The organism is Streptomyces sp. NPDC028314 (assembly GCF_055565795.1).
This window is the reverse complement of the sequence record NZ_JBVHTP010000026.1, coordinates 23,366-48,220: the sequence shown is the minus strand read 5'-3', so window position 1 is coordinate 48,220 and position 24,855 is coordinate 23,366. Positions and strand designations below refer to the sequence as shown.

The following is a 24,855-nucleotide window of genomic DNA, read 5'->3' as shown; positions in this document are numbered from 1 at the left end:
GATGTGACCTGCGCGACGGAAGTCCCGCCCGGCCTGCATCTGACCGCTGGGGAGGCGTAGCCTTTATTCCCGCTGTCCATACCTTGTGAAGCGGAAGAGGGCGGTTGCCGCCGTGTCGCCACAGTCCCCCAGTAACTCGAGCACCACGACCGAAGCAGCAGAGGGCGGGAAGACCCCTGCCTCAGGCTTCGGTGCCAATGAGTGGCTCGTCGACGAGATCTATCAGCAGTACCTCCAGGACCCGAACTCGGTCGACCGGGCCTGGTGGGACTTCTTCGCCGACTACAAGCCCGGGGGCGCTCCCGCCCCGGTGAAGGCCGAAAGTCCCGAGAAGTCCACGACGACGGGTGGCGCCTCCGCACAGGCCGCCAGCCCCGCCGCCCAGGCCCCGAAGGCCGCCGTCGCAGCCGCCACGGGGGCGGCGAGCGCCGCGCCGACCCCTCCGCCTGCGTCAGCTCCTGCCCCTGCTCCTGCCACCCCCTCTGGTGCCCCTGCTGTGACTGTCACCTCCCAGGCCCCGGCCGCCGCACCGGCCGCTCCTGCCCCTCAGGCCCAGGCTCCGGCCGCCGCCGCCCCCGCAGCCCAGAAGGCCGCGCCCCCCGGTGCAAGCACCGGCTCCACCGGAACGGCTGACGCCGCGCCCACTGCTGGGGCCCCCACCGGCCCCGAACTGGTGACGCTCCGCGGCCCGGCCGCTGCCGTGGCCAAGAACATGAACGCCTCCCTCGAGGTGCCGACGGCCACGTCCGTCCGCGCCGTCCCGGTGAAGCTGCTGTTCGACAACCGCATCGTCATCAACAACCACCTCAAGCGCGCCCGGGGCGGGAAGATCTCCTTCACGCACCTGATCGGCTACGCGATGGTGCAGGCGATCAAGGCCATGCCGGCCATGAACTACTCCTTCGCGGAGAAGGACGGCAAGCCGACCCTGGTCAAGCCGGAGCACATCAACTTCGGCCTCGCGATCGACCTGGTGAAGCCGAACGGCGACCGCCAGCTCGTCGTCGCCGGCATCAAGAAGGCCGAGACCCTCAACTTCTTCGAGTTCTGGCAGGCGTACGAGGACATCGTCCGCCGCGCCCGCGTCGGCAAGCTGACGATGGACGACTTCACCGGCGTGACGGTCTCCCTCACCAACCCCGGCGGCCTGGGCACCGTCCACTCCGTGCCCCGCCTGATGCCCGGACAGTCGGTCATCATGGGCGTCGGCTCCATGGACTACCCCGCCGAGTTCCAGGGCACCTCCCAGGACACCCTGAACAAGCTGGCCGTCTCCAAGGTCATGACCCTGACCTCGACCTACGACCACCGGGTCATCCAGGGCGCGGCCTCCGGCGAGTTCCTGCGCATCGTCGCGAACCTGCTGCTCGGCGAGAACGGCTTCTACGACGACGTCTTCGAGGCGCTGCGCATCCCGTACGAGCCGGTCCGCTGGCTCCGGGACATCGACGCCTCCCACGACGACGACGTCACGAAGGCCGCCCGCGTCTTCGAGCTGATCCACTCCTACCGGGTCCGCGGCCACGTCATGGCCGACACCGACCCGCTGGAGTACAAGCAGCGCAAGCACCCCGACCTCGACATCACCGAGCACGGCCTCACCCTGTGGGACCTGGAGCGCGAGTTCGCGGTCGGCGGCTTCTCCGGCAAGTCGATGATGAAGCTCCGCGACATCCTCGGCGTGCTGCGCGACTCGTACTGCCGCACCACCGGCGTCGAGTTCATGCACATCCAGGACCCCAAGCAGCGCCGCTGGATCCAGGACCGCATCGAGCGCCCGCACTCCAAGCCGGAGCGCGAGGAGCAGCTGCGCATCCTGCGCCGCCTGAACGCGGCGGAGGCCTTCGAGACCTTCCTGCAGACGAAGTACGTCGGCCAGAAGCGCTTCTCCCTGGAGGGCGGCGAGTCCGTCATCCCGCTGCTCGACGCCGTCATCGACTCGGCCGCCGAGGCCCGCCTCGAAGAGGTCGTCATCGGCATGGCCCACCGCGGCCGCCTGAACGTCCTCGCGAACATCGTCGGCAAGTCGTACGCGCAGATCTTCCGCGAGTTCGAGGGCAACCTCGACCCGAAGTCGATGCACGGCTCCGGCGACGTCAAGTACCACCTGGGCGCCAACGGCACCTTCACGGGCCTGGACGGGGAGCAGATCAAGGTCTCGCTCGTCGCCAACCCCTCGCACCTGGAGGCCGTGGACCCGGTCCTGGAGGGTGTCGCCCGCGCCAAGCAGGACGTCATCAACAAGGGCGGCACGGACTTCACCGTCCTGCCGCTGGCCCTGCACGGCGACGCGGCCTTCGCCGGCCAGGGTGTGGTCGCCGAGACGCTGAACATGTCGCAGCTGCGCGGCTACCGCACCGGCGGCACCGTGCACGTGGTCATCAACAACCAGGTCGGCTTCACCGCCGCCCCGGAGTCCTCGCGTTCGTCCATGTACGCGACCGACGTGGCCCGCATGATCGAGGCGCCGATCTTCCACGTCAACGGCGACGACCCGGAAGCGGTCGTCCGCGTTGCCCGCCTGGCCTTCGAGTTCCGCCAGGCGTTCAACAAGGACGTGGTCATCGACCTCATCTGCTACCGCCGCCGCGGCCACAACGAGTCCGACAACCCGGCCTTCACCCAGCCGCTGATGTACGACCTGATCGACAAGAAGCGCTCGGTGCGCAAGCTGTACACCGAGTCCCTCATCGGTCGCGGCGACATCACCCTGGAAGAGGCCGAGCAGGCCCTGCAGGACTTCCAGGGCCAGCTGGAGAAGGTCTTCGCGGAGGTCCGCGAGGCCGCCACTCAGCCTGCGGTCGCCCCGGCGGCCCCGGCCCCGCAGGCCGACTTCCCGGTGGCCGTGAACACGGCCGTCTCCCCGGAGGTCGTCAAGCGGATCGCCGAGTCCCAGGTCAACATCCCCGAGAACGTCACCGTCCACCCGCGTCTGCTGCCGCAGCTGCAGCGCCGCGCGGCGATGATCGACGAGGGCACGATCGACTGGGGCATGGGCGAGACCCTGGCCTTCGGTTCGCTGCTGATGGAGGGCACCCCGGTCCGGCTGTCCGGCCAGGACTCCCGCCGCGGCACCTTCGGCCAGCGCCACGCGGTCCTCATCGACCGGGAGACCGGCGAGGACTACACCCCGCTGCTGTACCTGTCGGACGAGCAGGCCCGCTTCAACGTCTACGACTCGCTGCTCTCCGAGTACGCGGCCATGGGCTTCGAGTACGGCTACTCGCTGGCCCGCCCGGAGGCGCTGGTCCTCTGGGAGGCCCAGTTCGGTGACTTCGTCAACGGCGCGCAGACCATCCTGGACGAGTTCATCTCCTCGGCCGAGCAGAAGTGGGGCCAGACCTCCGGCGTCACGCTGCTGCTGCCGCACGGCTACGAGGGCCAGGGCCCGGACCACTCGTCCGCGCGTCCCGAGCGCTTCCTCCAGATGTGCGCGCAGGACAACATGACGGTCGCGATGCCGACCCTGCCGTCGAACTACTTCCACCTGCTGCGCTGGCAGGTCCACAACCCGCACCACAAGCCGCTGATCGTCTTCACCCCGAAGTCGATGCTGCGTCTGAAGGCGGCGGCGTCGAAGGCCGAGGAGTTCACGAGCGGTTCGTTCCGCCCGGTCATCGGCGACTCGACGGTGGACCCGAACGCGGTCCGCAAGGTGGTCTTCTGCGCGGGCAAGGTCTACTACGACCTGGAGGCCGAGCGGCAGAAGCGCGGCGTCACGGACACCGCGATCATCCGCATCGAGCGCCTGTACCCGCTGCCGGGTGCGGAGCTCCAGGCCGAGATCGCCAAGTTCCCGAACGCGGCGAAGTACATCTGGGCCCAGGAGGAGCCGGCGAACCAGGGTGCGTGGCCGTTCATCGCGCTGAACCTGATCGACCACCTCGACCTGGCGGTCGGCGCCGACATCCCGGCGGGCGAGCGGCTGCGCCGCATCTCGCGCCCGCACGGCTCGTCCCCGGCCGTGGGCTCCGCCAAGCGCCACCAGGCGGAGCAGCAGCTGCTGCTGAACGAGGTCTTCGAGGCCTGATCGCCCCACCAGCTCGAACCGTGAAGGCCCGGCCCCCCAGGGGTCCGGGCCTTCCGGCTGTCCACGGCCCTTCGCCTGCTCGGGGCCGGCGGGGGCAGCAGCCGACCGGTCGGCTGCTGCCCCCGCCCCTTACGGCTGCGGCTCGAAGTCCCAGTACGGGCGGGTCTGCTGGCGGGCGGAGACGGTGTGGACGTGCTGCGGGCCCAGGGTGCGCATCAGGGCCCGCAGCCCCGCCTCCTCGTGCTTCGAGGCCTCCACGTCCTCGCGTACGGCCCGCAGGTCGGCGGCCAGCGCGATCTCCGCGCTCAGCGTCATCGGGTGGTCCGGCCCCAGCACCTGCTCGGCGGTGCGCAGCGTCTCCCGGCTGAGCTCCACGGCGTCGTCGAGCCGGCCGGTGATGTTGCGGTGCCCGGTGGCGTTCAGGGCGCAGCCCAGGGTCCAGGGGTGCCGCTCGCCCAGCGCGCCGCGCATGCCGACCAGGGCCTGTTCGGCGAGGTTGAGGGCCGCCTCGCGTTCTCCCTGGGCCCGCAGCACGAGCCCGAGGTTGCCGACGGTGCCGATGCTGTACGGGTGGGCCAGGCCCAGCTGCGACTGGTAGCCGCGTACGACGTCCTCGGAGATCCGGCGGGCCTCGCCGACGTCCCCGTACTCGCGCAGGTAGGTGGCGTAGTCGGAGGCGACCATCAGGGTCCAGGGGAACTCCGCCCCGAACACCCGGGTCGAGCGTTCCAGGACGCTGCGCAGCCGGGCGCCGGCGCCCGGGATGTCCCCGGCGCGGCGCAGGCACATGCCCAGGTTGTGCTCGGCGCGCAGGGTCTGCGGGTGGTTGTGGCCGAGCACCTGGAGGTGGAGCTTGAGCCCCTGTTCCTGGCGGGCCTGCGCCTCGCGGTAGCGGCCCATCAGCCGCAGGCCCATGGCGCAGCCGATGCCGGAGGAGAGGGTGGCGATGTGCCGGACCCGCAGCACCCGTTCGCGGCGGCGCAGGGTGTCGAGGTCGGTGTCGTACGCCTCCTGGTAGCGGCCGAGGAGGCGCAGGGCGACGGCGACGTTGTTCTGGGCGTTGAGGGTGGTGGAGTCGTCCTCGCCGAGGAGTTCCCGGTAGGTGGTGAAGGCGTGTTCCAGCAGTTCCCGGGCCGGTTCGAACTTGGCCGTGCTGAGCAGGACGCCGGCGTAGGTGCTGGTGGCGCGCAGGGTCTCCAGGTCGCGGTCGCCGCGCTCGGCGACGAGCCGGTCGGCGACCGATTTGGCGAGGACCTCGGCCCGGCGGAAGTGGCCGAGCATGCGCAGGGCGCCGCCGTAGTGGTAGCTGAGCTCGCGGACCTGGTCGTGGTCGTCGCCGAGCGTCGCCCGCCAGACGCCGTCGGTCTGTTCGGCGAGCCGCAGGCAGGTGCGGTACTCCCCGGCGAGGATCAGGTAGCGCAGGCAGTGCAGCAGGAAGTTCTGGATGCGGGGGTTCGAGCTGGTCAGGACCCCGGCGGTCTCCAGGTGCGGGATGAGTTCGGCGTAGCGGGGCCAGAGCCGGGAGTCGGTCGGGCGGCCCGGGTCGGCGGCGGCGAGGACCTGGCGGACGGCGCGCGAGAGCTGCTCGGACTCCTCCTCGCCGAGGTTCTCGCGGACGATGTTGTGGACCATGCGGTGCAGCTGGACGGTCTCCAGGCCGCCGCCGCCCTCGTCGACGGAGAGGTCGGAGTACTCCAGGCGGACGACGGAGAACTGCACGAGCTTGTTGAGGGCCGCGTTCCACCGGATCTGGTCGTTGATCAGCCCGGCGAGGTGTTCGGGGACGTCGTCGGCGGGGAACTCGCGCAGCAGCCGCAGCGGGACGCGGCCGGGGGCGAAGAAGACGAACAGCCGCAGCAGCGCGAGGGCGTCCGGGAAGTTCTCCCGTACGTTGTTGAGCAGTATCGCCAGCGCGGTGGGGAAGGGCAGCGGGTAGTCGTCGGAGAGGGTGACGGCCTCGTGGGAGTCCAGCCGGTGCTGGAGCAGGCCGAGGTACTCGCCGACGCCGATGGGTGAGTCCGCGAGCCAGCCGGCGGTCTGGTCGAGGGCGAGCGGGTAGTCCTCCAGCGCCTCCGCGAGCTGGTCCGCCTCGTCGCCGCTGAGCCGGCGGGCCCGGCGGCGGATGAAGGTGATCGACTCGGGCCTCGCGTAGAGCGGGACCTCGACCAGGCTGGTGTGCCGGGCGGCCCATTCGCGGTTGCGGGAGGTGATGATGACGTCGCCCGCGCCGGAGGGCAGCAGGTCGATGAGGTCGTCGGGATTGTCGCAGCCGTCGAAGACCAGCAGCCACCGGTGGTACGGGGACCCGCGCCGCAGCGCCTCCAGCACGGCCCGGATCTGCTCGCCGTAACTGCCCGCGCCGCGCGGCAGGTCCAGCGCGGGGGCGAGATCGGCGAGCCGCTCGCGCAGGGTGGGCCGGTCCTCGGCGGGAACCCACCACACCACGTCGTACTCGGAGGCGAAGCGGTAGGCGTACTCGGTGGCGACCTGCGTCTTGCCCACCCCGGAGAGCCCCAGCAGGGTGACGGTGGAGGCCCCGGGCGGGGCCTCGGTGAGGGCGGCCCGGAGCCGGCCGATGACGTCGTTGCGGCCGGTGAAGCGCGGGTTGCGGCGCGGGACGCGGCCCCAGACCTCGGGCGGGTCGTTGGGGAAGCGGGGGCCTCGGCGGCCGCTCTCGGTGCCGATCCGGTCGGTGGGCAGCTCCAGCCTGCGCAGCACCCGGTACTCGGCCTCGTACGCGTCCAGGCCCCACAGGTCGGTCTTCTCCAGCGCCGCCACGGCGCTGGGCAGCGGCGCGTCGGTGAGGCAGACGGCGGCGAACCGGTCGGGGTGGTTCGCGGTGACGGTGCGCAGCGCGGCGTTCCACTCCTCGTCGGTGTGGGTGCCCGCGGAGAAGTAGCGCTCGCTGAGGACGACGAGGATCCGGCCGCCGGACCGGGCCAGGTCTTCCAGGGCCTCGGTGAGTCCGGGGCTGGTCTGGGGGTCCCACCGCTGGAGGGCCACGCGGTGGCCGTGTTCCTCCAGGCGGTGGGCGATCCACACGGCCCAGGGGCGGTTGAAGCCGGCGAAGCTGATGACGAAGCGCTGCGGCTGCGGGGCTCCGTCGCGGTCGTGGCGCATACCGGTCGTCATGCGGCCGTCTCCCTGGAATCCGGGCGGTGGACGGGGTTGAAAAGGTACCGCAGCGGACGGTCCGTCAGACCTCCGTGGCGGTCACACTTCCAGGAACGGGGTGAGTTCGGGGTGTTTCTCGCACCAGGCGCGGCGCTCCCGGTCGAGGGCCCGGCGGGCGATGGCGTACTGGTTCCCGGGCGGCGGCAGTTCGTCCATGGCCCGTTCGGCCGCGGCCATCCCGTCGGTGAACTCCCGGCCTGTGCTGGTCAGTTGCGGATGGCGCCGGATGGCGGGCAGTACGGCGGCCACCTGTGCGCGGACCCGGGCGTGCTGGGACCAGGCGCCCCGGGCCCCGTACAGGGCGGCGCGCTGCCAGTACCCGGCCAGGGCCAGGTGGGCGTACGCGCCGTGCAGCAGCCCCTCCAGGGGGCGCGGGTCGCTGCGCCAGGGGGCCCAGTGGCGGGGCGTGCGGTCGGCGGTGTGCAGGGTCAGGACGTCGGCGAGGGCGGTCAGCTTCCCGTGCTGGACCTCGTGGACGAGGGTGGCGGCCAGGGCGGGCGGGGCCTGGGCCCGGGCCAGGACCGAGCCGGCCGCGGCGGGCAGGGTGGCCCCGCTGGAGCGGGTGCCGCCGGCCAGCGGGACGACGGAGCGCAGCAGCCGGCCGATCTCGTCGGCGCGCGCGGAGTCGTAGCGGCGCAGCAGGGTGAGGGCGCCGGACCACTGGATGTCCCAGCGCTTGTGCCCCTTGGGGGTGAGCCGCCGGGCGGGGCGCACGGGGGCCGGGCGGCCGGCGGCCGGGGCCCGGTACGGGTCGAGGTCGTCGAGGGCGGTCCGTCCGCCGGGCAGGGCGTGCAGGGGCAGGGCGTCCACGGCCGTGTCCCAGGAGCGTTCGGTGAGGGCGAGCGGCCCGGGGCGGTCGGGCCGCAGCAGCCCGAGGGTGGGCAGGAGCAGCCGGCCGTGCACGGGCCGCAGGGTGGTCTTGAAGGTGATCCCGGCGCGCAGCGCGGCGGCCGCGGCCAGCGCTCCGAGGTGGCCCAGGTCGGGTACGGGCCCGTACGGGGCGTGCAGCCGGCGCAGGGTCTCCTCGGCCCAGACCCCGGTGGCGGGGTAGTGCAGTACGTCGCGCACGGCGTCGGGGTCGTGCCGTTCGGCCTCCTCCAGCAGCGCCCAGTGCTCGGCGGCCTCGGGGCCGGGCGCCGCGTCGAGTACGGCGCGCAGCAGGACGAGCCGCTTGGAGCGGCGTACGTCGCGCACCAGGGCGGTGCCTTCGGCGGAGGGTTCGGTGGAGGCGAGGGCGCGCAGGGTGCGGGAGCTGACGCTGAACGGGGCGAGGCCGGCGCCCGCCGCGCGGCCGGCGGCTTCGCTCATGAGGCGGCCTGCCCGGTGACGGTGGCGGACCGGCCGGGGCCGGGGGGCGCGGGCCGGCCGGAGGCTGCGGGCGGGCCGGGAGCTGCGGGCGGGCCGGCGGTCGCTGGTTGCCCGGCGGTCGCGGGCCCGGCGGCGGCCGTCCGTCCGGCGGGCGGGCCGGGAGTCGTGGGCCCGGCGGCGGCCGTCCGTCCGGCGGGTGCCGGGCGGCCCGCGGCCGGCGCGGCCTGTCCCGTCGTCGCGGCGGCGTGCAGCGCGCGGGCGATGTGCCGGATCAGGGCTTGCAGGTCGGCGCAGTACACGGAGGGCTGCCGGAAGCCCTCGCCGGCCCGGTAGCGGTGCGGGTAGTGGCCGCCGCCGCACACCTCGACGAGTTCGCAGGACCGGCAGAGCGGCGCGAGCGCGTCCCGGCCCAGCTGCCGGGCGGCGAGCCCGGGATGGTCGAGCAGCTCGTCGAAGCCGTGCCGTTCGACGTGGAGCCCGGTGGCGGCGGCGCCCTCGTAGGCGGATTTCAGCGAATCGGCCTGTTCGATGCTCCCGTCGGTCTCGATCACGGCGGTGGTGGCGGGCGCCAGCCCCAGGGTCTCGGTGGCCGCGGGCAGGCCCAGCAGCAGGGCGATGATCTCCTCGAAGATCCGGATCCGGGTGCGCCGCACCCCGTCGTGCCACCAGCGTTCGAAGACGGCGATCAGCCAGTCGGCGTACGGGGCCTCGTGCTGGTCCCGGCCGGGCGGCCGGTCGCTCCAGTTGGCCAGCGGCAGCAGCAGCCCGAGCGCGGGCGGCGCGAAGCCGAGCAGCGACTCGTACACCTCCACCGGGTCCTGCGCGACGTCGATCACGCACAGCACTCCGGCGTAGCTCTCGGGATGCCGTGCGAGCAGCCGCAGCCCCCGCGCGGCGGCCCCGAAGCCGGGGCGTCCGGCGTGGTCCACCCGGCGTGCGTTGTGCGCGGGCAGGCCGCCGTCGAGGCTGACGCCGACCCGGATCCCGGCGGCGGCCAGTGCGCCGAGCCGGCCGCGGGTGAGCAGGGTCGCGTTGGTCTGCACGGTGGCGGTGACCCGCACGCGGGGTCCGAGGGCGGCCCGTACGGCCTCGACGGGGGCGGCCAGCGCCTCGGGAGCGGCCAGCAGCGGTTCGCCGCCGTGCAGGACGAGGTCGACGCGGGTCAGGCCGTGGGCGGCGGCGTGCTCGGCGATCCGCTCGGCGGCGCGGCGTGCCGTACGGGGGGCCATGACGGCGGGACGGCCGCGCCAGCTCTGGTCGGCCATCTCGTAGACGTAGCAGTAGGTGCAGGCGAGGTTGCAGCGGCTGTGCGTCTTGAGCACGAACTGCCTGATGGGCTGCGGACGGTGCCCGGCCGCGCGCAGGGCGGGCACGTCGAGCCGGGCGTACGGCCAGGGTGCGTGGCGGGCGTGGCCGGCGTGGAGGTCCCGGGTCGTCCGGTGCGCGGGCAGCACGGCATCGCTCGTGATCGCTCGCCTCATCGCCTGCGCCTCCCTCCCCCGGCTACCGCTGGGGGGACCCCCAGGACGGTCCATCCCTGCCCTCCGGACGGCCCGGCCTAACGGCGGAAAGTGGTCAACTCCGGTCGCCGCGCGCGTGGATCGCGGGCCCTCACGCCACTCCGGAGTCGAAGGCGTTGAGGATCTCGGCGGGGTGCGTGACCCGCTCGACCATGCCTTCGATCACCTCGGCGAGCACCGGGTGGTCGATGCCGCGCAAGGCGGCCAGATCCAGCCCGGACAGATCCGGCAGCCGCCCGGAACACGCCCGGATCCCGGTCGCCACTTCCTGATGCTCGGTCACCATGCGCCCCTTGCCCCCCTGTTGTGTCGCACGCCGGACGGTCCCCTGCCCTTTCCCTTCCCCCACCCGGCGGAAACGGCCCACCGGATCCGGCCCGCCCGGCTCCACCGGTACGTGCTCCGCCGGTACGCGCTCCCCCGGTCCGTGCTCCGTCGGTACGCGTTCCCCCGATCCGGGCTCCACCAGTACCCGCTCCCCCGATCCGGGCTCCACCGGTACCCGCTCCCCCGGTACGCCTGCCCCACCGGCACGGCCGCCCGGTCCCCGGGGCCGGGTCACAGGGCCGACTCCAGGTCGCGGACGCGCAGCCGCAGGGGCTCGGCCCGCGAGTCGCCCGCGGGGCCGAGCCGCTGCCACAGCTCCACCGCGGAGCGGTACGCGTCCAGCGCCGCCCGCGGCCGCGCGAGCCGCTCCAGGACCTCCCCCCGCAGCTCCTGCGCCCGCGCCGCCAGCCGGACGGCCGGATCCGGGCCGGCGTCCGGATCGGAGTGGCCGGCGCGGTCGGGGTGGTCCGGACGGCCAGCGCGGTCGGTGTGGCCGGAGTGGTCCGGCCCGCGCTCCGCCTCCAGGGCCTCCCGCCAGGCCCTCCGGTAGGAGTCCGCGGCCCGGTCGAGCCGGTCCGGCGCCCTGGTGTGCCCGTGGATCTCCTGCTGGACGTCCCCGTGCTCCCGCCACGCCCGGGCCCGCTCCAGCGGGTTCCGGCCGTGCCGTACGGCCAGCTCCAGCAGGTACTCCGCCTCCCGCAGGTCCACCAGGTCCCCCTCGTACGCGTGCCGCAGCCGCAGTCCCGCCGCGAGCCGCACCAGCCGGTGCGCCACCCGGGGGTCCGACTGGGGCACCGCCGCCCGGCTGTCGCGCAGCACCTGTACGGCGGTCGAGGCGAAGCCCCGGCCGCCGGCCGCCCGCGCCCGGTCCAGGAGTACGTCGCCCCACTCGGACAGCAGCTCCCCGAACGCCGCTCCGTCCCGGGAGATCAGCCGACGGGCCCGCCCGTACGCCTCGGCCGCGTCCTCCAGCGCCACCGGCTGCCCGTCCCTCGCGTACCGGGCCCGGTGCACCCGTGCCAGGGACAGCAGCGCGGCCACCCGCAGCTCGGGATCCCCCGCGGCCTCCTCCAGCGCGGTGGCCAGCTGACCGGCGGCCTCCTCCAGCCGCCCGGGCAGGTACCGCAGGGCCGTGGCCCGCTCGATCCGCACCCGGGCCCGCGCCTGCGGCTCCGCCCCGGGGTCCACGGTGAGCCGGGCGGCGGCCAGTCCGGCCAGGGCGGTGCGTTCGGCCGGGTCGCCGGTGTACGGCAGCAGGGCCAGCAGCACCCTGCCCAGGGCCAGAGCCGCCTCCGCCCCGACCGCCCCGGCCGCACCGGCCGCCCCCGGCCCGGCGACCGCCTCCAGGGCGGCCCGCGCCTCCCGCAGCGCCCCCGGGTCCGCCCGGAGTTCCCCGAGCCGGACCAGGGCCTGCGCCCGGCGGACCGCGCAGTCCAGCCGGAGTTCCCGGTCCGCTCCGGGTGCGGCGCCGGCGGCCGCGAACTCCCGCTCCGCCGCCTCCAGCAGCCCGGCGTCCGCCGCGGCGCCGGCCAGCGCCCGCTCGTACAGCACCCGGCCCCGTACCGCGCGGCCCCGGGCGGTGACCGGCCCGGCGACGGCCCGCTCGGCCTCCGCGAGCAGCTCCGGGTCCCGCTGGACCGCCCACAACCGCAGCAGGGCCCCGGCCAGTTCGGCCTCGACCTCGTCCGGCGGGTCGCCGGGTCCCGGCGGGGCGGCCAGCGCCCTGCGCAGCAGCGTGACGGCCTCGTAGAGCCCGCGCTGGCCGCCGTCCGCCAGCCGGGCCAGCGCGGTCCGCAGTGCCCACTCCCGCGCGGGGGCCAGGGGCGGCGGCGGTGCCTCGGGCCCCTCGGGCGGGGGCCCGGGCAGGTAGCGCCGTACGACCTTGGCCGAGACCTGCGCGAAGGCCTGCGGGAGCCGTCCGGCGGGCATCCGCTCCTCGGCGGAGTCCACCGGCGTCCCGGTCAGCTGGGAGACCGCGAGCGCGGGGAAGTTCCGTACGCCCCGCCCGAAGCGGGCCCGGACGTACTCCGAGCAGTGCTTGAGCACCAGGGCGGCCTCGTCCCGCCCCAGCGGCCCCAGCAGCACGTCCTGCACCCCCGGCACGAACTCGTACCAGCCGGCGTCCGGGCCCCGCCGCAGCAGCCCGCTGAGCAGCACCTCGGCGAGGTCGGAGGGTTCGGAGTCCGGGAGCATCGTGCGCTGCACGAGCCGCATCACGGGCAGGGTCAGCGGGGCCGCCGACAGGTACACGGCGAGCTGTACGGCGCCGGGCGCCGCCGACGAGCGGAACCGGCCGACCAGTTCGCGCGGCGGCCGCGCGGCCCTCGGCGGCGGCGCCGGGGCCGCCGGGTGGTCGGCGAACACCCGGCCCACCTCGGCGGGCACCGGCCCGGTGCCGAGTCCGGCGACGAGCCGGGCCCAGGCGCCGAGGGCGCTGGCGCTGGGCGGCAGCACGGGCACGGTCAGCCCGCCGGCGGGCCGGCCGTGGCGCGGCGGGCGGTCCGACCGGAATTTCAGCTTCCCTCCGCCGCCTTCGGCCCGGGAGAGCATCCCGCGCTCGGTCGGCAGCCAGCTCCTGCTCCACAGCCGCTGCGGCAGCGGCTGCACGACCACGCACGGCGTGCACTCGGCCCACCGGTACATCAGCCGCTGCGCCTCGCCCTCGCGCCACACCGGTCCGGCGCAGTCGGAGACCACCATGGTCAGCGCCCGCCCGGTGGGGTCCCGTAACTGCTCGCCGGACCGCAGTCCGGCTCCCGGCAGGGGTCCGAGCCCGACCACGGCCGTCCCGTCGTCCAGCCGGTGCAGGTAGTGGACCTGTACGTCCCGGAAGGCCCCCAGCCGCTCGCACACCGCCCGCAGTTCGTCGAACATGTCCTGCCACACCGCCATCGAGGGCGAGGCGTCCATCACGAGCCGTACGGTCGCCTCGCGCCGGCTCTCCGTCCGGAACACGGGAATGACCAGCCCCAGTGCCCGGGCGCTGGCCTCGGCGGTGGCGCTCTCGTCGAGCACGCTGCGGGTGGGCGGCGCGGGCGGCCGGTGCCGCTGGAGCGCCCGCAGGGCCCGCTGGATGTCCAGGATCCGGGGCAGGGCGGCCGCCCCGGGCACACGTACGGGCACCCCCGCCCCGACCGGAATTTCAGCTTCCGATTCTGCTCCGTCGGCCCGGCGGCGTCCGGCGGCGTACAGCCTGACCGGATCTTCCGGATCCGCTTCCTCCCGTGCGGGCTCCCTCACGGGCGGCGTCCGCTCCGTGCCCTCCCCCTCCGGCTCCCCGGCCGCCCGCAGGACCGGCGCCGCCGCGGTTCCCGGCTCCTGCGCCGGCCCCCTCGTCAGCCCGGCCAGCCAGAGCGCGTCGGCGATCTCCTCGGCGGTCGGGTCGAGCCCGGCGGCCCGCAGCAGGGCGGCCAGTTCACGCAGGGGACCGTCGGGCGGCACGGGCCGTCACCTCGGCCGGTCGAGGCGCTGGATGAGCAGGTCGGCGAGGTCCTCCCGGGTGGGCGGCGCGGCGTAGTGGGTCAGGTAGATGGCGTTGAGCAGCTGGTCGGCGGCGACCAGCTCGGACTGCGAACGGCTGAGGAACTCCCGGATCAGGTCGGCGCCCAGCCGGGCGGCCTCCTCCCCCAGGTGCGCGCGGACCATGGTGGCGAGCCGCTTCTCGCCGGGCTGGCCGAGCTTGAGCTGGATGCACCGGCGCAACAGGGCCGCCGGGAAGTCCCGTTCGCCGTTGCTGGTCAGGATGATGAACGGGAAGGCCCGGCAACGCACGCGCCCGTCCCGGACCGCCACCTTGGCCCCGTCGTCGGTGAGCACCTGCACCTCGGGCTCGGTGTCCGCGACGCGTTCCAGCTCGGGGAGGGTGAACTCCCCTTCCTCCAGCACGTTCAGCAGGTCGTTCGGCAGGTCGATGTCGCTCTTGTCGAGCTCGTCGATGAGCAGTACGCGGGGCCGCTCGGTGGGCAGCAGCGCCGTGCCCAGCGGTCCGAGCCGGATGTACTTCCCGATCCCGGGCGCCCCGCCGGGAGCCCCGCCGCCGGCCGCGATCTGCACGTCCTGGAGCCGGGCGATCGCGTCGTAGCGGTACAGGCCCTCCTGGAGCACGGTGCGCGAGACCACGGGCCAGCGCAGGACGCGCCCGAGCTTCAGTTCGTGTGCGACGGCGTGCGCGAGGGTGGACTTCCCCGTCCCGGGGAAGCCGGTGACGAGCAGCGGCCGCCGCAGGTAGAGCGCGGCGTTGACGGCCTCCAGCTCCTCGGGCTCGGGCCGGTGCATCTCGGCGGCCTGGCGGTGCGCCCCGAGGCGCCGCGCCACGTTGCCGTCGGCCGCCGCGCCGGGCCCGCCGGGCTGCCCGACCGGTCCGCCGTCGAAGTCCCGCCACGGCGGCGGGCCGGGGAGTGCGTCGATCCCGTCGTGGGGCTCACCGACGCCCCGGTAGATGAGCCATTCCTCATTCACGTCCGCTCCTCCCACGAAGCCCGTCCCTGCCCGCACCTGCCCGGCCCCGGCCCGTCCCTCCCCCGTCCCCGCCGCATCCGGCCGCGCCGCATCCGGCCCGCCGCAGCCGGGGCGCGGGGTCCGGTCACAGGTCCCCCTGCAACGGCTCTTCCTCCGGCAGTCCCCGCCCCGGGTCCTCCCACACCAGCGTCATGCCCGCCGCCCAGTAGGCGTCCGGGTCGGCCCCGTACGCCCGCCCCCGCAGCGCCTGCAAGCGCAGCGGCAGCACCGACCCCCGCCCGGCCTCGGCCAGTTCGGCCCGCAGCCCCCGGTGGAACGGCGCGCACGACACCCCCGGGTCCGCCGGGGGCCGCCGGCCCACCACCATCCCGTACCCCGTGTCCCGCACCGCGTGCAGCGCGCCCAGCGTCGGCTCAGCGGCGGCCGCCCGGCACAGCACCGGCACGGTGGTCTCCGGCAGCCCGGCGAGCCAGCCCGGCGAGGGGCTGCGTTCGCGCCCCCGGGAACAGTCGGCCCGCTGGCCCAGCAGCGGCCCCTCCTGCACCCGCGCCCACCGCCCGCCCGCGGCCGGCACCGCCTCGACGGCGCCCTCGGGCCCACCGCCCGGATGGCGGAACACCACCGGCCGCTGCACGCCCACCGGCGTGCCGCCCGCCACCGGCCACTCGTCCACCGCGAGCCCGAACAGCTCCGGCGCGACGGCCACTTCGAGCAGCGCGGCGGCCTCGTGCGTATCGCACCGCCGGAACCCCTCGGCGAGCGCCGCCCGTACCGCCTCGGGCATGGCCGCCCGGGTCACCCGGGTGCCCGCGCCGACCGGGGTCACCCGCCGGTGGCCCGCCAGCACCGAGACCCGCCAGTCGTAGACCTCCTCCCAGCTGTGCGCCCACGCCTCCAGCAGCACCGAGGGCCCCGCCGGCAGGCTCCCGGCCTGCCGGGGCCGGCCCGGGACGCCCTGGCCGGCCGAGGCGCGGCGGCGGTGTTCGCGCTCGGCCAGGCCCCGCTCGCGGCGCTCCCCCAGCTCCCGGCGCAGCGGGCGCCAGAGCCGCTCCGCGGTGGCCCGCGCCCAGTCCCACAGCTCCTCGTCGGCGCCCGGCGAGGGCGGCTCGCGGTGGTCGGCGACGCTCACGTCGGTCGCGTACCGGAGCATCGCCGCGGCCTCGCCGCCCGCGCCCGGCGGGTCGTGCAGCAGCCCGAGCCCGTCGCGCCAGCTGAGCGGGGCGGGCAGCCCGGTGTCGGGCTCCTCGCCGCGGGCCGCCTCGGCGAGCGCGCGGACCGCTTCGGAGGATCCGGGCGGAGGGAGTTCGGCGAGCAGCCCGCACAGGGTGGTGCGTTCGCCGGGGGTGAGCCGGGTGAGCCGGCCCCGGCCGGTGTACGGGTCCTCGTCCCCGGCCGCGAGCTCGTCGTGCACGTCGGTCCAGGTGCGGCGGCTGTTCAGGTCGCTGAGGTGCTGGTCGTAGTGGTACAGGTCGTGGGCCTGCATGACCCTGCGGTACAGCCCCACCTGCCCGGTCGCGGCCATCGGCAGGGTCCGCAGCTGGGCCACCGACACGGCGAGCCCGCCGCCGCCCACGTGCCGCCGGGCCTTGACCACCCCGATGACCTCGCCGCGCGCCAGGTCCACGACGGGCCCGCCGGACATGCCGGGCTCGATCTCGTCCTCGTCGCCGAGCCGGATGGCCGCGCCGCCCGCGGCGGTGCCGCGCAGCCTGGTCGTGCGGCCGGTGATCTCGCGTACGCCGAGGTCCTCGGTGCAGCCGAAGTACGCGGCCTCGTCGAAGCGCGGTCTGGCCCGGTCCGTCAGCCAGACGCAGGCGTGCGTGACGGGGGCGAGCACCCGGATCAGGGCCAGGTCGGGCAGGTCCCACAGGGCCCCGCGTCCGGGCCGCTGTGTCTCCAGCCGCTCGGGGAGTACGCATTCCACCCGCCCGGCGACCGTCCCGGTGGCGCCGTCACCCCAGGCGGAACCCCCGGCGGAACCCCCGGCGGATCCCGTGGCGGAGCTCCCGGAGGAGAAGGTGATGCCGACCTCACGTCCGACCAGACGCACCGCAGCACCCCCTTCGCCGACCACGTGCGCGCACGTCAGCACCCAGCCCGGGGCGATGAAGAAGCCGCTCCCCCAGGTGGGACCGGACTGATGACTGCCGGGGCTTACATACCCGCCCGGGGGCGCGTGGACGCGTACGGTGGCCGCCCGGACGAGGGGCTCCAGGAGCTCGAAGGCGCGCGCCGATCCACCCGTGCGCCCGTCCTGCATCCCCTGCCCCCTCAGGTTGAGGCAGTCCAGGCTAGCGCCGGGTCAGGGACGGCGGGAGGTCTCTCCGGGACCCGGGATTATCCTGGCGGGAAACATCCCCATGCACACCTTCATCACGGCACGGAGCCCGACTTGTACTTCACCGATCGCGGCATCGAGGAGCTGGAGAAGCGGCGCGGCGAGGAGGAGGTCACCTTCGAGTGGCTCGCCGAGCAGCTGCGCACCTTCGTCGACCTGAACCCCGACTTCGAGGTCCCGGTGGAACGCCTGGCCACCTGGCTGGCGCGCCTGGACGACGAGGACGAGGACGAGGAGTAGTCCCCCGGCGAGCGGCCGCGGGCGGTCCCGCCCGTCCCTGACGACGCGCAGGACCCGCCCGCCACTCGCCTCACCCCACGACGAAGGGGCCCGACCGTTTCCGGTCGGGCCCCTTCGTCGTGGGGTGAGGGCCTGGATCAGGCGGCCTTGGTCTCCCAGAAGATGCGGTCGATCTCGGCGATGAGCTCGAGGGCCTTCTGGCCGGTCGCCGGGTCGTTCGACGCCTTGGCGGCCGAGAGGGCCTTCAGGGTGTCGTTGACCAGGGTGTGCAGCTGGGGGTACTTCTCGAAGTGCGGCGGCTTGAAGTAGTCGCTCCACAGGACCGAGACGTGGTGCTTGGCCAGCTCGGCGCGCTGCTCCTTGATGGTGATGGCGCGCGCGCGGAAGTCGGCGTCGTCGTTGGCCTGGTACTTCTCCTGGACGGCCTTGACCGACTCGGCCTCGATACGGGCCTGGGCCGGGTCGTACACGCCGCAGGGCAGGTCACAGTGGGCGGAGACCTTCGCCTTGGGGGCGAAGAGGCGGGAAAGCATGGAGTTTGTCCTCCTCGTGATCGTCTTCTCAAGGGGGAGATTACTCGCTGACCGACCGGAATTCGCGGGCGCCCCCGTGGGCTTAGGACAAAAGTCCAGCGTCGCGCAGGCCGTGGTGAGCGAATGTACGGGGCCGTACGGCAGCATGCGGGAGGGACGAGGAGGTCACAGATGGTGGAGATCGGGCGCGGGTGGACGCGCTTGGGCGTGGTCGACGTGTACGGGCCCTCGATGGTCCCGACGCTGGTCCACGGGGACCAGGTGGTGGTCCGGTACGGGGCCCCCGTGCGTCCGGGCGCGGTGATCGTGCTGCGCCACCCGTTCCAGCAGGACCTGCTGGTGGTCAAGCGCGCGGCGGAGCGGCGCCCGGGCGGCTGGTGGGTGCTCGGGGACAACCCGTACAACGAGACCGGCGACAGCACCGACTACGGGACGGTGCCCGAGGAGCTGGTGCTGGCGACGGCGGTGCTGCGGCTGCGGCCGCGCGCGGCGGACGGCCCGGCGGACGGCCCGGCGGGACCGGGTCAGCGCTCGCTGAGGGCGTGGCTGTCCTGGGCGCTGTCGGCGGTGCGGCCGCTGCGGGCGGACGCCTCGGCCTCCAGCCGCTTGCGGGCGCGGTAGGCGGCCACGTTCGCGCGGGTGGCGCAGCGGTCGGAGCAGTAGCGCCGGGACCGGTTGGTGGAGGTGTCGAGGTAGGCGTTGCGGCAGGGCGCGGCCTGGCACAGGCCGAGGCGGTCGGGGCCGTGCTCGGTGAGGTGGAAGGCGAGGCCCATGGACGCGATGGCGGCGTAGCCCGCGGAGGCGTTCGAGGGGTGGTCCGCGAGGTGGATGTGCCAGTTGGGGCCGCCGTGCTCGCCGAGGGTGTCGTGGCCGGAGACCTGCGGGCTGACGGGGAACTCCATGAGCAGGGAGTTCAGCAGGTCGACGGCGAGGACGTGGTCCCCTCCGTCGGCGGCCTCGAAGACGGCGCGCAGCCGGCCGCGGACGTTGCGGAAGCGGGTGACGTCGGTGTCGGTGACCCGGCGGGCCATCTGCACGCTGGCGCCGAAGAGCGCGCGGACGGCGTCGACCGAGGTGAGCGAGTCCTTGTTGCGGGCCGGCTCCTCGGTGTTGACCAGGCGCACGGCGTAGTCCGAGTAATGGGCCAGTTCCACTTGTAGTCCTTACGGCTGCGGATTATTGTCTGCGGTAACAGCTACTACGGGTTCGAGGGTATTACGTATGGAGGGGTTCGGGATGACCGATGCGTTGAATCCGGCGACGGGGGCCGACTGGCAGGCCTGGCAGGACAGCTGGGACCGCCAGCAGGAGTGGTACATGCCCGACCGCGAGGAGCGGTTCCGGGTGATGCTGGACATGCTGGAGGCACTGGTGGGGCCCACCCCCCGGGTGCTGGATCTCGCGTGCGGCACGGGAAGTATTACGGACCGCGTACTCAAGCGGTTCCCGGGAGCCACCAGTACGGGTGTCGATCTCGACCCGGCGCTGCTGACGATCGCCCGCGGCCACTTCGACGGAGACGAGCGCGTCGCCTTCGTCACCGCCGACCTCAAGGACCCCGACTGGCCCTCGGCCCTGCCGTACGACACCTACGACGCGGTACTGACCGCCACCGCCCTGCACTGGCTGCACAGCCCCCGGCTCGCCGTGCTCTACGGGCAGCTCGCCCCGCTCGTGCGCGAGGGCGGGGTCTTCATGAACGCCGACCACATGCCCGACCCCGCGACCCCCCGCATCAACGCCGCCGAGCACGCCCACCGGCACGCGGCGATGGACCGGGCCCGCGCGGCCGGCGTGGCCGACTGGGCCGAGTGGTGGGCGCTGGCGGCGGCCGACCCGCTGCTCGCCGAGCCGACCAAGCGCCGCTTCGAGATCTACGGCGAGCACGCCGACGGCGACACCCCGGACGAGGCCTGGCACGCCCGGACCCTGCGCGAGGCGGGCTTCGCGGAGGCCCGTACGGTCTGGCGCTCCCCCTCGGACGCGCTGGTGCTCGGCCTGAAGTAGACCGCCGCCGGCGCCACGGGCGGCGGAAACGACGGGAGGGGCGGTACGGAAAGATCCGTACCGCCCCTCCCGCATGCCGAGCGGTTACAGCACCTTGGACAGGAACGCCTTCGTCCGGTCGTGCTGCGGGTTGCCCAGGACCTCGCGGGGGTGGCCGGATTCGACCACGACGCCGCCGTCCATGAAGACGAGGTTGTCGCCGACCTCGCGGGCGAAGCCCATCTCGTGGGTGACCACGATCATGGTCATGCCGGATTCGGCGAGGTCGCGCATGACGTCGAGGACGTCGCCGACCAGCTCGGGGTCGAGTGCCGAGGTGGGCTCGTCGAAGAGCATCAGCTTCGGCTCCATGGCCAGCGCGCGGGCGATCGCCACGCGCTGCTGCTGGCCGCCGGAGAGCTGGGAGGGGTAGTTCCCGCCCTTGTCACCGAGGCCGACCCGGTCGAGGAGCTTGACGGCGCGCTCGCGGGCGACGGCCTTGCTCTCGCCCTTGACCATGACGGGCGCTTCCATGACGTTCTCGATGGCCGTCATGTGGGGGAAGAGGTTGAAGCGCTGGAAGACCATGCCGATGTCCCGGCGCTGGGCCGCGACCTCGCTGTCCTTGAGCTCGTAGAGCTTGCCGGCCTTCTCGCGGTACCCGACGAGCTGTCCGTCGACCGAGAGCCGGCCGGCGTTGATGCGCTCGAGGTGGTTGATGCAGCGCAGGAAGGTGGACTTGCCGGAGCCGGACGGGCCGACCAGGCAGAACACCTCGCGGGGGGCGACCTCCAGGTCGATGCCCCGCAGGATGTGGGCGGCGCCGTACGACTTGTGGACGGCCTCGGCCTTGACCATCGGCTGGGCGGTCACTTCGCCACCTCCGTACGGCGGAACATGTTCAGGTTGGCCTTGAGCCGCTGCAGCGGGGTGGGCGGCAGGGACCGCAGCGAACCGCGTGCGTAGCGGCGCTCCAGGTAGTACTGGCCGACGCTGAAGACGCTGGTGAGGGCCAGGTACCAGATGGATGCCACGAAGTACATCTCGATGATGGCACCGGCGGTGGAACCGATGTTGCTGGTGGCCCGCAGGAGCTCGGTGTACTGCACGGCCGAGACCAGGGACGAGGTCTTCAGCATGTTGATGAACTCGTTGCCCGTCGGCGGGATGATCACGCGCATCGCCTGCGGGAGCACCACGCGGCGCATGGTCTGCACCTGCGTCATGCCCAGCGCGTGCGAGGCCTCGCTCTGGCCCTCGTCGACGGACTGGATGCCGGCGCGCACGATCTCCGCCATGTAGGCGCCCTCGTTCAGGCCGAGGCCCAGAAGGGCGACCAGGAACGGGGTCATGACGTCGACGGTCTCGTTCTTGTAGATCGGACCGAGGTCGATGTACTGGAAGATCAGCGGGAGGCTGAACCACACCAGCAGCTGTACGTAGACCGGGGTGCCGCGGAAGAACCAGATGTAGAGCCAGGCGACCGCGCTGGTCACCGGGTTCTTGGAGAGCCGCATCACCGCGAACAGGATGCCGAGCGCCAGGCCCAGCACCATCGAGGTGACGCTGATGAGGACCGTGTTGCCCAGGCCGCTGATGACCGTGGGGTCGAACAGCTTGTCGCCGACCGTCTTCCAGATGACGTTGCCGTTGGCGAAGGCGAGAACCAGCCAGCCCAGCAGCGCGACGACGACCACGGCGCTGATCCAGCGTCCGTAGTGGCGTACGGGAATTGCCTTGATGGCCTCGTACGGGGTGCCCGAGGCTGCGGGTCCGGCCGGCGGGGTTGCGGCCGGACCCTTGTCGATCTTGTCAGTCACAATGACTGCCCTTCAGTGGTGCGCCCGGGACTTACTGACCTGCGTTGACGGTCGCAGACTTGACCGCACTGTCCTTGACGTCCCACTTCTCGAGGACCTTGGCGTAGGAGCCGTCCTTGATGATGGCGTCGAGTGCCTGCTTGAGGGCATCGCGGAGCTGGGTGTTCTCCTTGCTCACGCCGATGCCGAAGAGACCGACGTCGCTCTGCTGGCCGGCGACCTCGAAGTCGTTGCCACCGCCGGAGGTCTTCGCCGTGTACGCGGCGACCGGGTAGTCGTTCATGTCGGCCACGGCGCCGCCGGCCTTGACGCGGGTCTGCGCCTCGGCGTCGGTGTCGAAGGCCTCGATGTTGAGCTTCTTGTCGCCGCACTTCTCGGCCTGGGCCTTGAAGGTGTCCTCGTAGATCGTGCCGCGCTGGACGGCGACGGTCTTGCCGCACAGGTCCTCGAGGGACTTGATGCCCTGCGGGTTGCCCTTCTTGACGATGAGCGAGACGCCGGAGGAGAAGTAGTCGACGAAGTCGACGCCCTTGCCGATCTTCTCGCCCTTGTCGTCCAGGCCCTCCTGGCGCTTCTTGTTGTCCGTGATGGACGACATGATCGCGTCCTGGCGGCCGGTGTAGACCGAGGTCATCAGGCCGTCGAAGGTGCCGGCGGTGAACTCGAACTTCACACCCAGCTGCTTGCCGAGCGCCTCGGCGATGTCGGGGTCGACACCGACGATCTTGCTGCCCTCGGTGAACTCCATCGGCGCGTACGCGGCGTCCGTGCCGACCTTGATGACACCGGCGTCCTGGATCTTCTTCGGCAGGGCCGAGAAGAGCGGGGCGTCGTTGGTCTTGCCCGAGGGGGTGCTCGAACCCTTGTCGGTCTGGTCGCCACAGCCGGTGAGGATCAGGGCGCCGGCGACCGCGATCGCACCGGCCGCGGCGATCCGGGACCGGGCGGCGGTCGTACGACGGGTGGTGCTTGCGGTCATGAGCTGGTTCCTCCGGCAGTGGGGAAAAAAGCATCCGAGAACGGTCGGGCACGCACCATCGAGTGTCGCGACCTTGTGTGATTACGGCATCTTGCCATTCGGACTGAGACATTCAGGGTGCCCGTCAGGTCAAAATCGGATAACGGGCCCCCCGGCGTACCCAACAGGACTGCGGAGAACGGCCTTCGCGGCCGGAGTATGCACCGTGACCAGGGCTTTTCCCGGAAGTTTTTGCGGTGCGTCTCGCCCGTTGGACAGCAAGGTTTGGACTTTTCGCCAAAACCCGGGCAAGGAGCCTACGATCGAGCAGGAATCGACTCGTCTGAGCGAGCGTTCTTCGGGTAGAACAGATCCTTACACCCCTCATCCGGGGCTCAGGGCGCGCGTGCGGCGCGCCCGCGCGTACGAACCTCCCCTTCGCGGAGACGGGCCAACCGTCGATGCGGAGTACGGACGCGGTGCCCGCCCACCCCTTAACCAGGAGTGGCCACCCTCAACGATTAAAGACTTAAGGGGTCAAGAAAGTGGCAGCGGAGATCGTCAATCCTCGCAGCGACAGCGTGACGGACAACAACCCGGACGCGGTGTTCGCGCTGCACCGGGGCGGCAAGATGGCCGTGCAGGCCACCGTGCCGGTCCGCAACAAGGACGACCTGTCCCTCGCGTACACGCCGGGCGTGGCGAAGGTCTGCAGCGCCATCGCCGAGAACCCGGAACTCGTCAACGAGTACACCTGGAAGTCCAACGTGGTCGCCGTCGTCACCGACGGCACGGCCGTGCTCGGACTCGGCGACATCGGACCGGAAGCCTCCCTCCCCGTGATGGAGGGCAAGGCGATCCTGTTCAAGCAGTTCGGCGGCGTGGACGCGGTTCCGATCGCGCTCGCCACCAAGGACACGGACGAGATCATCGAGACGGTCATCCGTCTCGCTCCGTCCTTCGGCGGGGTCAACCTGGAGGACATCTCCGCGCCCCGCTGCTTCGAGATCGAGCGCCGGCTCCAGGAAGCCCTGGACATCCCGATCTTCCACGACGACCAGCACGGCACGGCCATCGTGACGCTGGCCGCCCTGCGGAACGCCGCGAAGCTCACGGGTCGCACCCTGGGCGACCTGCGTGCGGTGATCTCGGGCGCGGGCGCGGCCGGTATCGCCATCGCCAAGATCCTCGTGGACGCGGGCATCGGTGACGTCTGCGTCACCGACCGCAAGGGCGTCGTCTCGGCGGACCGCTCCGACCTGACGGACGTCAAGGCGGAGATCGCGGGCCTGACCAACAAGACGGGCCAGACCGGCTCCCTGGAGGACGCCCTGGTGGGCGCGGACGTCTTCATCGGCGTCTCCGGCGGTACGGTCCCCGAGCCCGCGGTGGCCACGATGGCGAAGGACTGCTTCGTCTTCGCCATGGCCAACCCGAACCCGGAGGTCCACCCCGACGTCGCGCACAAGTACGCGGCCGTCGTGGCGACCGGCCGCTCGGACTTCCCGAACCAGATCAACAACGTGCTGGCCTTCCCGGGCATCTTCGCGGGTGCCCTGAAGGTGCGCGCGACCCGGATCACCGAGGGCATGAAGATCGCCGCCGCCGACGCCATCGCCGGCGTCGTGGGTGACGAGCTCGCGGCCGACTACGTGATCCCGTCGCCGTTCGACGAGCGCGTGGCCGAGGCCGTCGCGGCCGCGGTCGCCGCGGCGGCGAAGGCCGACGGCGTGGCCCGTCTGGCCTGATCGCCACGATTGAGCTGTACGGGTGAGGGCCCGGCCGGAATCGCTCCGGCCGGGCCCTTTCGTTCGCCCGGGGACCGTTTCGGCCTCGCGGCCGGGTCCTGTCGGGCGGGCATGTCGTGTCGCGCGGCCGTCGTGTCGTGCGGCCGGGTCGTGTCGTGCCGTGTGGCGGGCGCCCCGACGGGGACGCACGCACCCTCCCGGCCCCCGAACCGGGAGGGGTCGCTCCGTCCCCCGTCCGGGTTCGCGCCGGGCGGCCACGGGGAGTGACCGAAGGGGACGGAAATGACAGGCTCATGACGAGCACCGCCGCATGGCCAGAATGTTACCCCCGATCCTGAGTCGATCTCGACGTTCCGATTAGCATGTCGGCGCGCACAAACCAACTGGTACGGCTGGTAGTTGAGGCCTGCACTAC

16 protein-coding genes and 1 pseudogene are annotated in these 24,855 nt (G+C 73.1%); 5 read left to right on the top strand and 12 right to left on the bottom strand.

The window, feature by feature from the left end:
- The first annotated feature begins 112 nt into the window (after positions 1-112).
- The gene (locus tag ACZ4TG_RS37530; protein WP_468172714.1) at positions 113-4,030 is read left to right on the top strand and encodes a multifunctional oxoglutarate decarboxylase/oxoglutarate dehydrogenase thiamine pyrophosphate-binding subunit/dihydrolipoyllysine-residue succinyltransferase subunit; all 3,918 of its coding nucleotides are present in this window, start codon (positions 113-115) and stop codon (positions 4,028-4,030) included.
- A gap of 129 nt (positions 4,031-4,159) precedes the next feature.
- Here ACZ4TG_RS37530 and fxsT read toward each other — a convergent pair whose 3' ends face one another.
- The 7 genes and pseudogenes from fxsT to ACZ4TG_RS37495 form a co-directional block, all read right to left on the bottom strand.
- Positions 4,160-7,162: an FxSxx-COOH system tetratricopeptide repeat protein gene (fxsT, locus tag ACZ4TG_RS37525; RefSeq protein WP_468172711.1), complete on the bottom strand. Its 3,003-nt coding sequence runs from the start codon at positions 7,160-7,162 to the stop codon at positions 4,160-4,162.
- Between the two features lie 81 nt (positions 7,163-7,243).
- Complete coding sequence (locus ACZ4TG_RS37520; protein ID WP_468172708.1) at positions 7,244-8,512, bottom strand: aKG-HExxH-type peptide beta-hydroxylase; 1,269 nt, start codon at positions 8,510-8,512, stop codon at positions 7,244-7,246.
- Between the two features lie 197 nt (positions 8,513-8,709).
- Positions 8,710-9,993: pseudogene (locus tag ACZ4TG_RS37515) on the bottom strand (FxsB family cyclophane-forming radical SAM/SPASM peptide maturase); the annotation flags it as partial.
- Between the two features lie 130 nt (positions 9,994-10,123).
- Positions 10,124-10,315, bottom strand: a complete 192-nt coding sequence (gene fxsA, locus ACZ4TG_RS37510) for an FxSxx-COOH cyclophane-containing RiPP peptide (RefSeq protein ID WP_468172705.1) — start codon at positions 10,313-10,315, stop codon at positions 10,124-10,126.
- A 275-nt stretch (positions 10,316-10,590) separates the two neighbouring features.
- On the bottom strand, positions 10,591-13,800 hold the full coding sequence (locus ACZ4TG_RS37505; RefSeq protein ID WP_468172702.1) for an SAV_2336 N-terminal domain-related protein: 3,210 nt from the start codon (positions 13,798-13,800) through the stop codon (positions 10,591-10,593).
- Positions 13,801-13,806: 6 nt separating this feature from the next.
- Positions 13,807-14,817: an AAA family ATPase gene (locus ACZ4TG_RS37500; RefSeq protein ID WP_468172699.1), complete on the bottom strand. Its 1,011-nt coding sequence runs from the start codon at positions 14,815-14,817 to the stop codon at positions 13,807-13,809.
- Positions 14,818-14,941: 124 nt separating this feature from the next.
- Entirely contained in the window at positions 14,942-17,077 is a 2,136-nt protein-coding gene (locus ACZ4TG_RS37495; protein WP_468172696.1) for a VMAP-C domain-containing protein, read from the bottom strand.
- Positions 17,078-17,209: 132 nt separating this feature from the next.
- Between ACZ4TG_RS37495 and ACZ4TG_RS37490 the strand changes: the two genes are divergently transcribed.
- The gene (locus ACZ4TG_RS37490) at positions 17,210-17,395 is read left to right on the top strand and encodes a DUF6104 family protein (RefSeq protein ID WP_030190019.1); all 186 of its coding nucleotides are present in this window, start codon (positions 17,210-17,212) and stop codon (positions 17,393-17,395) included.
- 137 nt (positions 17,396-17,532) lie between these two features.
- Here the strand turns inward: ACZ4TG_RS37490 and sodN are convergent, their stop codons facing one another.
- Positions 17,533-17,928 carry a superoxide dismutase, Ni gene (gene sodN, locus ACZ4TG_RS37485; protein WP_136215065.1) on the bottom strand — a complete coding sequence of 132 codons (396 nt, stop codon included), beginning with the start codon at positions 17,926-17,928 and terminating at the stop codon, positions 17,533-17,535.
- Positions 17,929-18,099: 171 nt separating this feature from the next.
- On the opposite strand from sodN, the gene sodX reads away from it, so the two are divergent.
- Positions 18,100-18,549 carry a nickel-type superoxide dismutase maturation protease gene (gene sodX, locus ACZ4TG_RS37480; protein ID WP_468172693.1) on the top strand — a complete coding sequence of 150 codons (450 nt, stop codon included), beginning with the start codon at positions 18,100-18,102 and terminating at the stop codon, positions 18,547-18,549.
- Here sodX and ACZ4TG_RS37475 read toward each other — a convergent pair.
- Complete coding sequence (locus ACZ4TG_RS37475) at positions 18,453-19,082, bottom strand: CGNR zinc finger domain-containing protein (RefSeq protein WP_468172690.1); 630 nt, start codon at positions 19,080-19,082, stop codon at positions 18,453-18,455. The two genes, sodX and ACZ4TG_RS37475, sit on opposite strands and share 97 nt — an antisense overlap.
- An 82-nt stretch (positions 19,083-19,164) precedes the next feature.
- Between ACZ4TG_RS37475 and ACZ4TG_RS37470 the strand changes: the two genes are divergently transcribed.
- Positions 19,165-19,935 carry a class I SAM-dependent methyltransferase gene (locus ACZ4TG_RS37470; RefSeq protein ID WP_468172687.1) on the top strand — a complete coding sequence of 257 codons (771 nt, stop codon included), beginning with the start codon at positions 19,165-19,167 and terminating at the stop codon, positions 19,933-19,935.
- An 84-nt stretch (positions 19,936-20,019) separates the two neighbouring features.
- On the opposite strand, the gene ACZ4TG_RS37465 is transcribed toward ACZ4TG_RS37470, so the two are convergent.
- Genes ACZ4TG_RS37465 through ACZ4TG_RS37455 form a run of 3 tightly spaced genes read right to left on the bottom strand, consistent with a single transcriptional unit; the run spans position 20,020 to position 22,713 of the window.
- A complete protein-coding gene (locus ACZ4TG_RS37465) occupies positions 20,020-20,772 on the bottom strand; it encodes an amino acid ABC transporter ATP-binding protein (RefSeq protein WP_468172783.1) in 753 nt (250 codons plus the stop codon).
- An 11-nt stretch (positions 20,773-20,783) separates the two neighbouring features.
- Positions 20,784-21,734: an amino acid ABC transporter permease gene (locus ACZ4TG_RS37460; protein WP_468172684.1), complete on the bottom strand. Its 951-nt coding sequence runs from the start codon at positions 21,732-21,734 to the stop codon at positions 20,784-20,786.
- A 31-nt stretch (positions 21,735-21,765) separates the two neighbouring features.
- Positions 21,766-22,713: an ABC transporter substrate-binding protein gene (locus ACZ4TG_RS37455; RefSeq protein ID WP_468172681.1), complete on the bottom strand. Its 948-nt coding sequence runs from the start codon at positions 22,711-22,713 to the stop codon at positions 21,766-21,768.
- A gap of 524 nt (positions 22,714-23,237) precedes the next feature.
- Between ACZ4TG_RS37455 and ACZ4TG_RS37450 the strand changes: the two genes are divergently transcribed.
- A complete protein-coding gene (locus ACZ4TG_RS37450) occupies positions 23,238-24,440 on the top strand; it encodes an NAD(P)-dependent malic enzyme (RefSeq protein ID WP_468172678.1) in 1,203 nt (400 codons plus the stop codon).
- Positions 24,441-24,855: the final 415 nt, after the last annotated feature.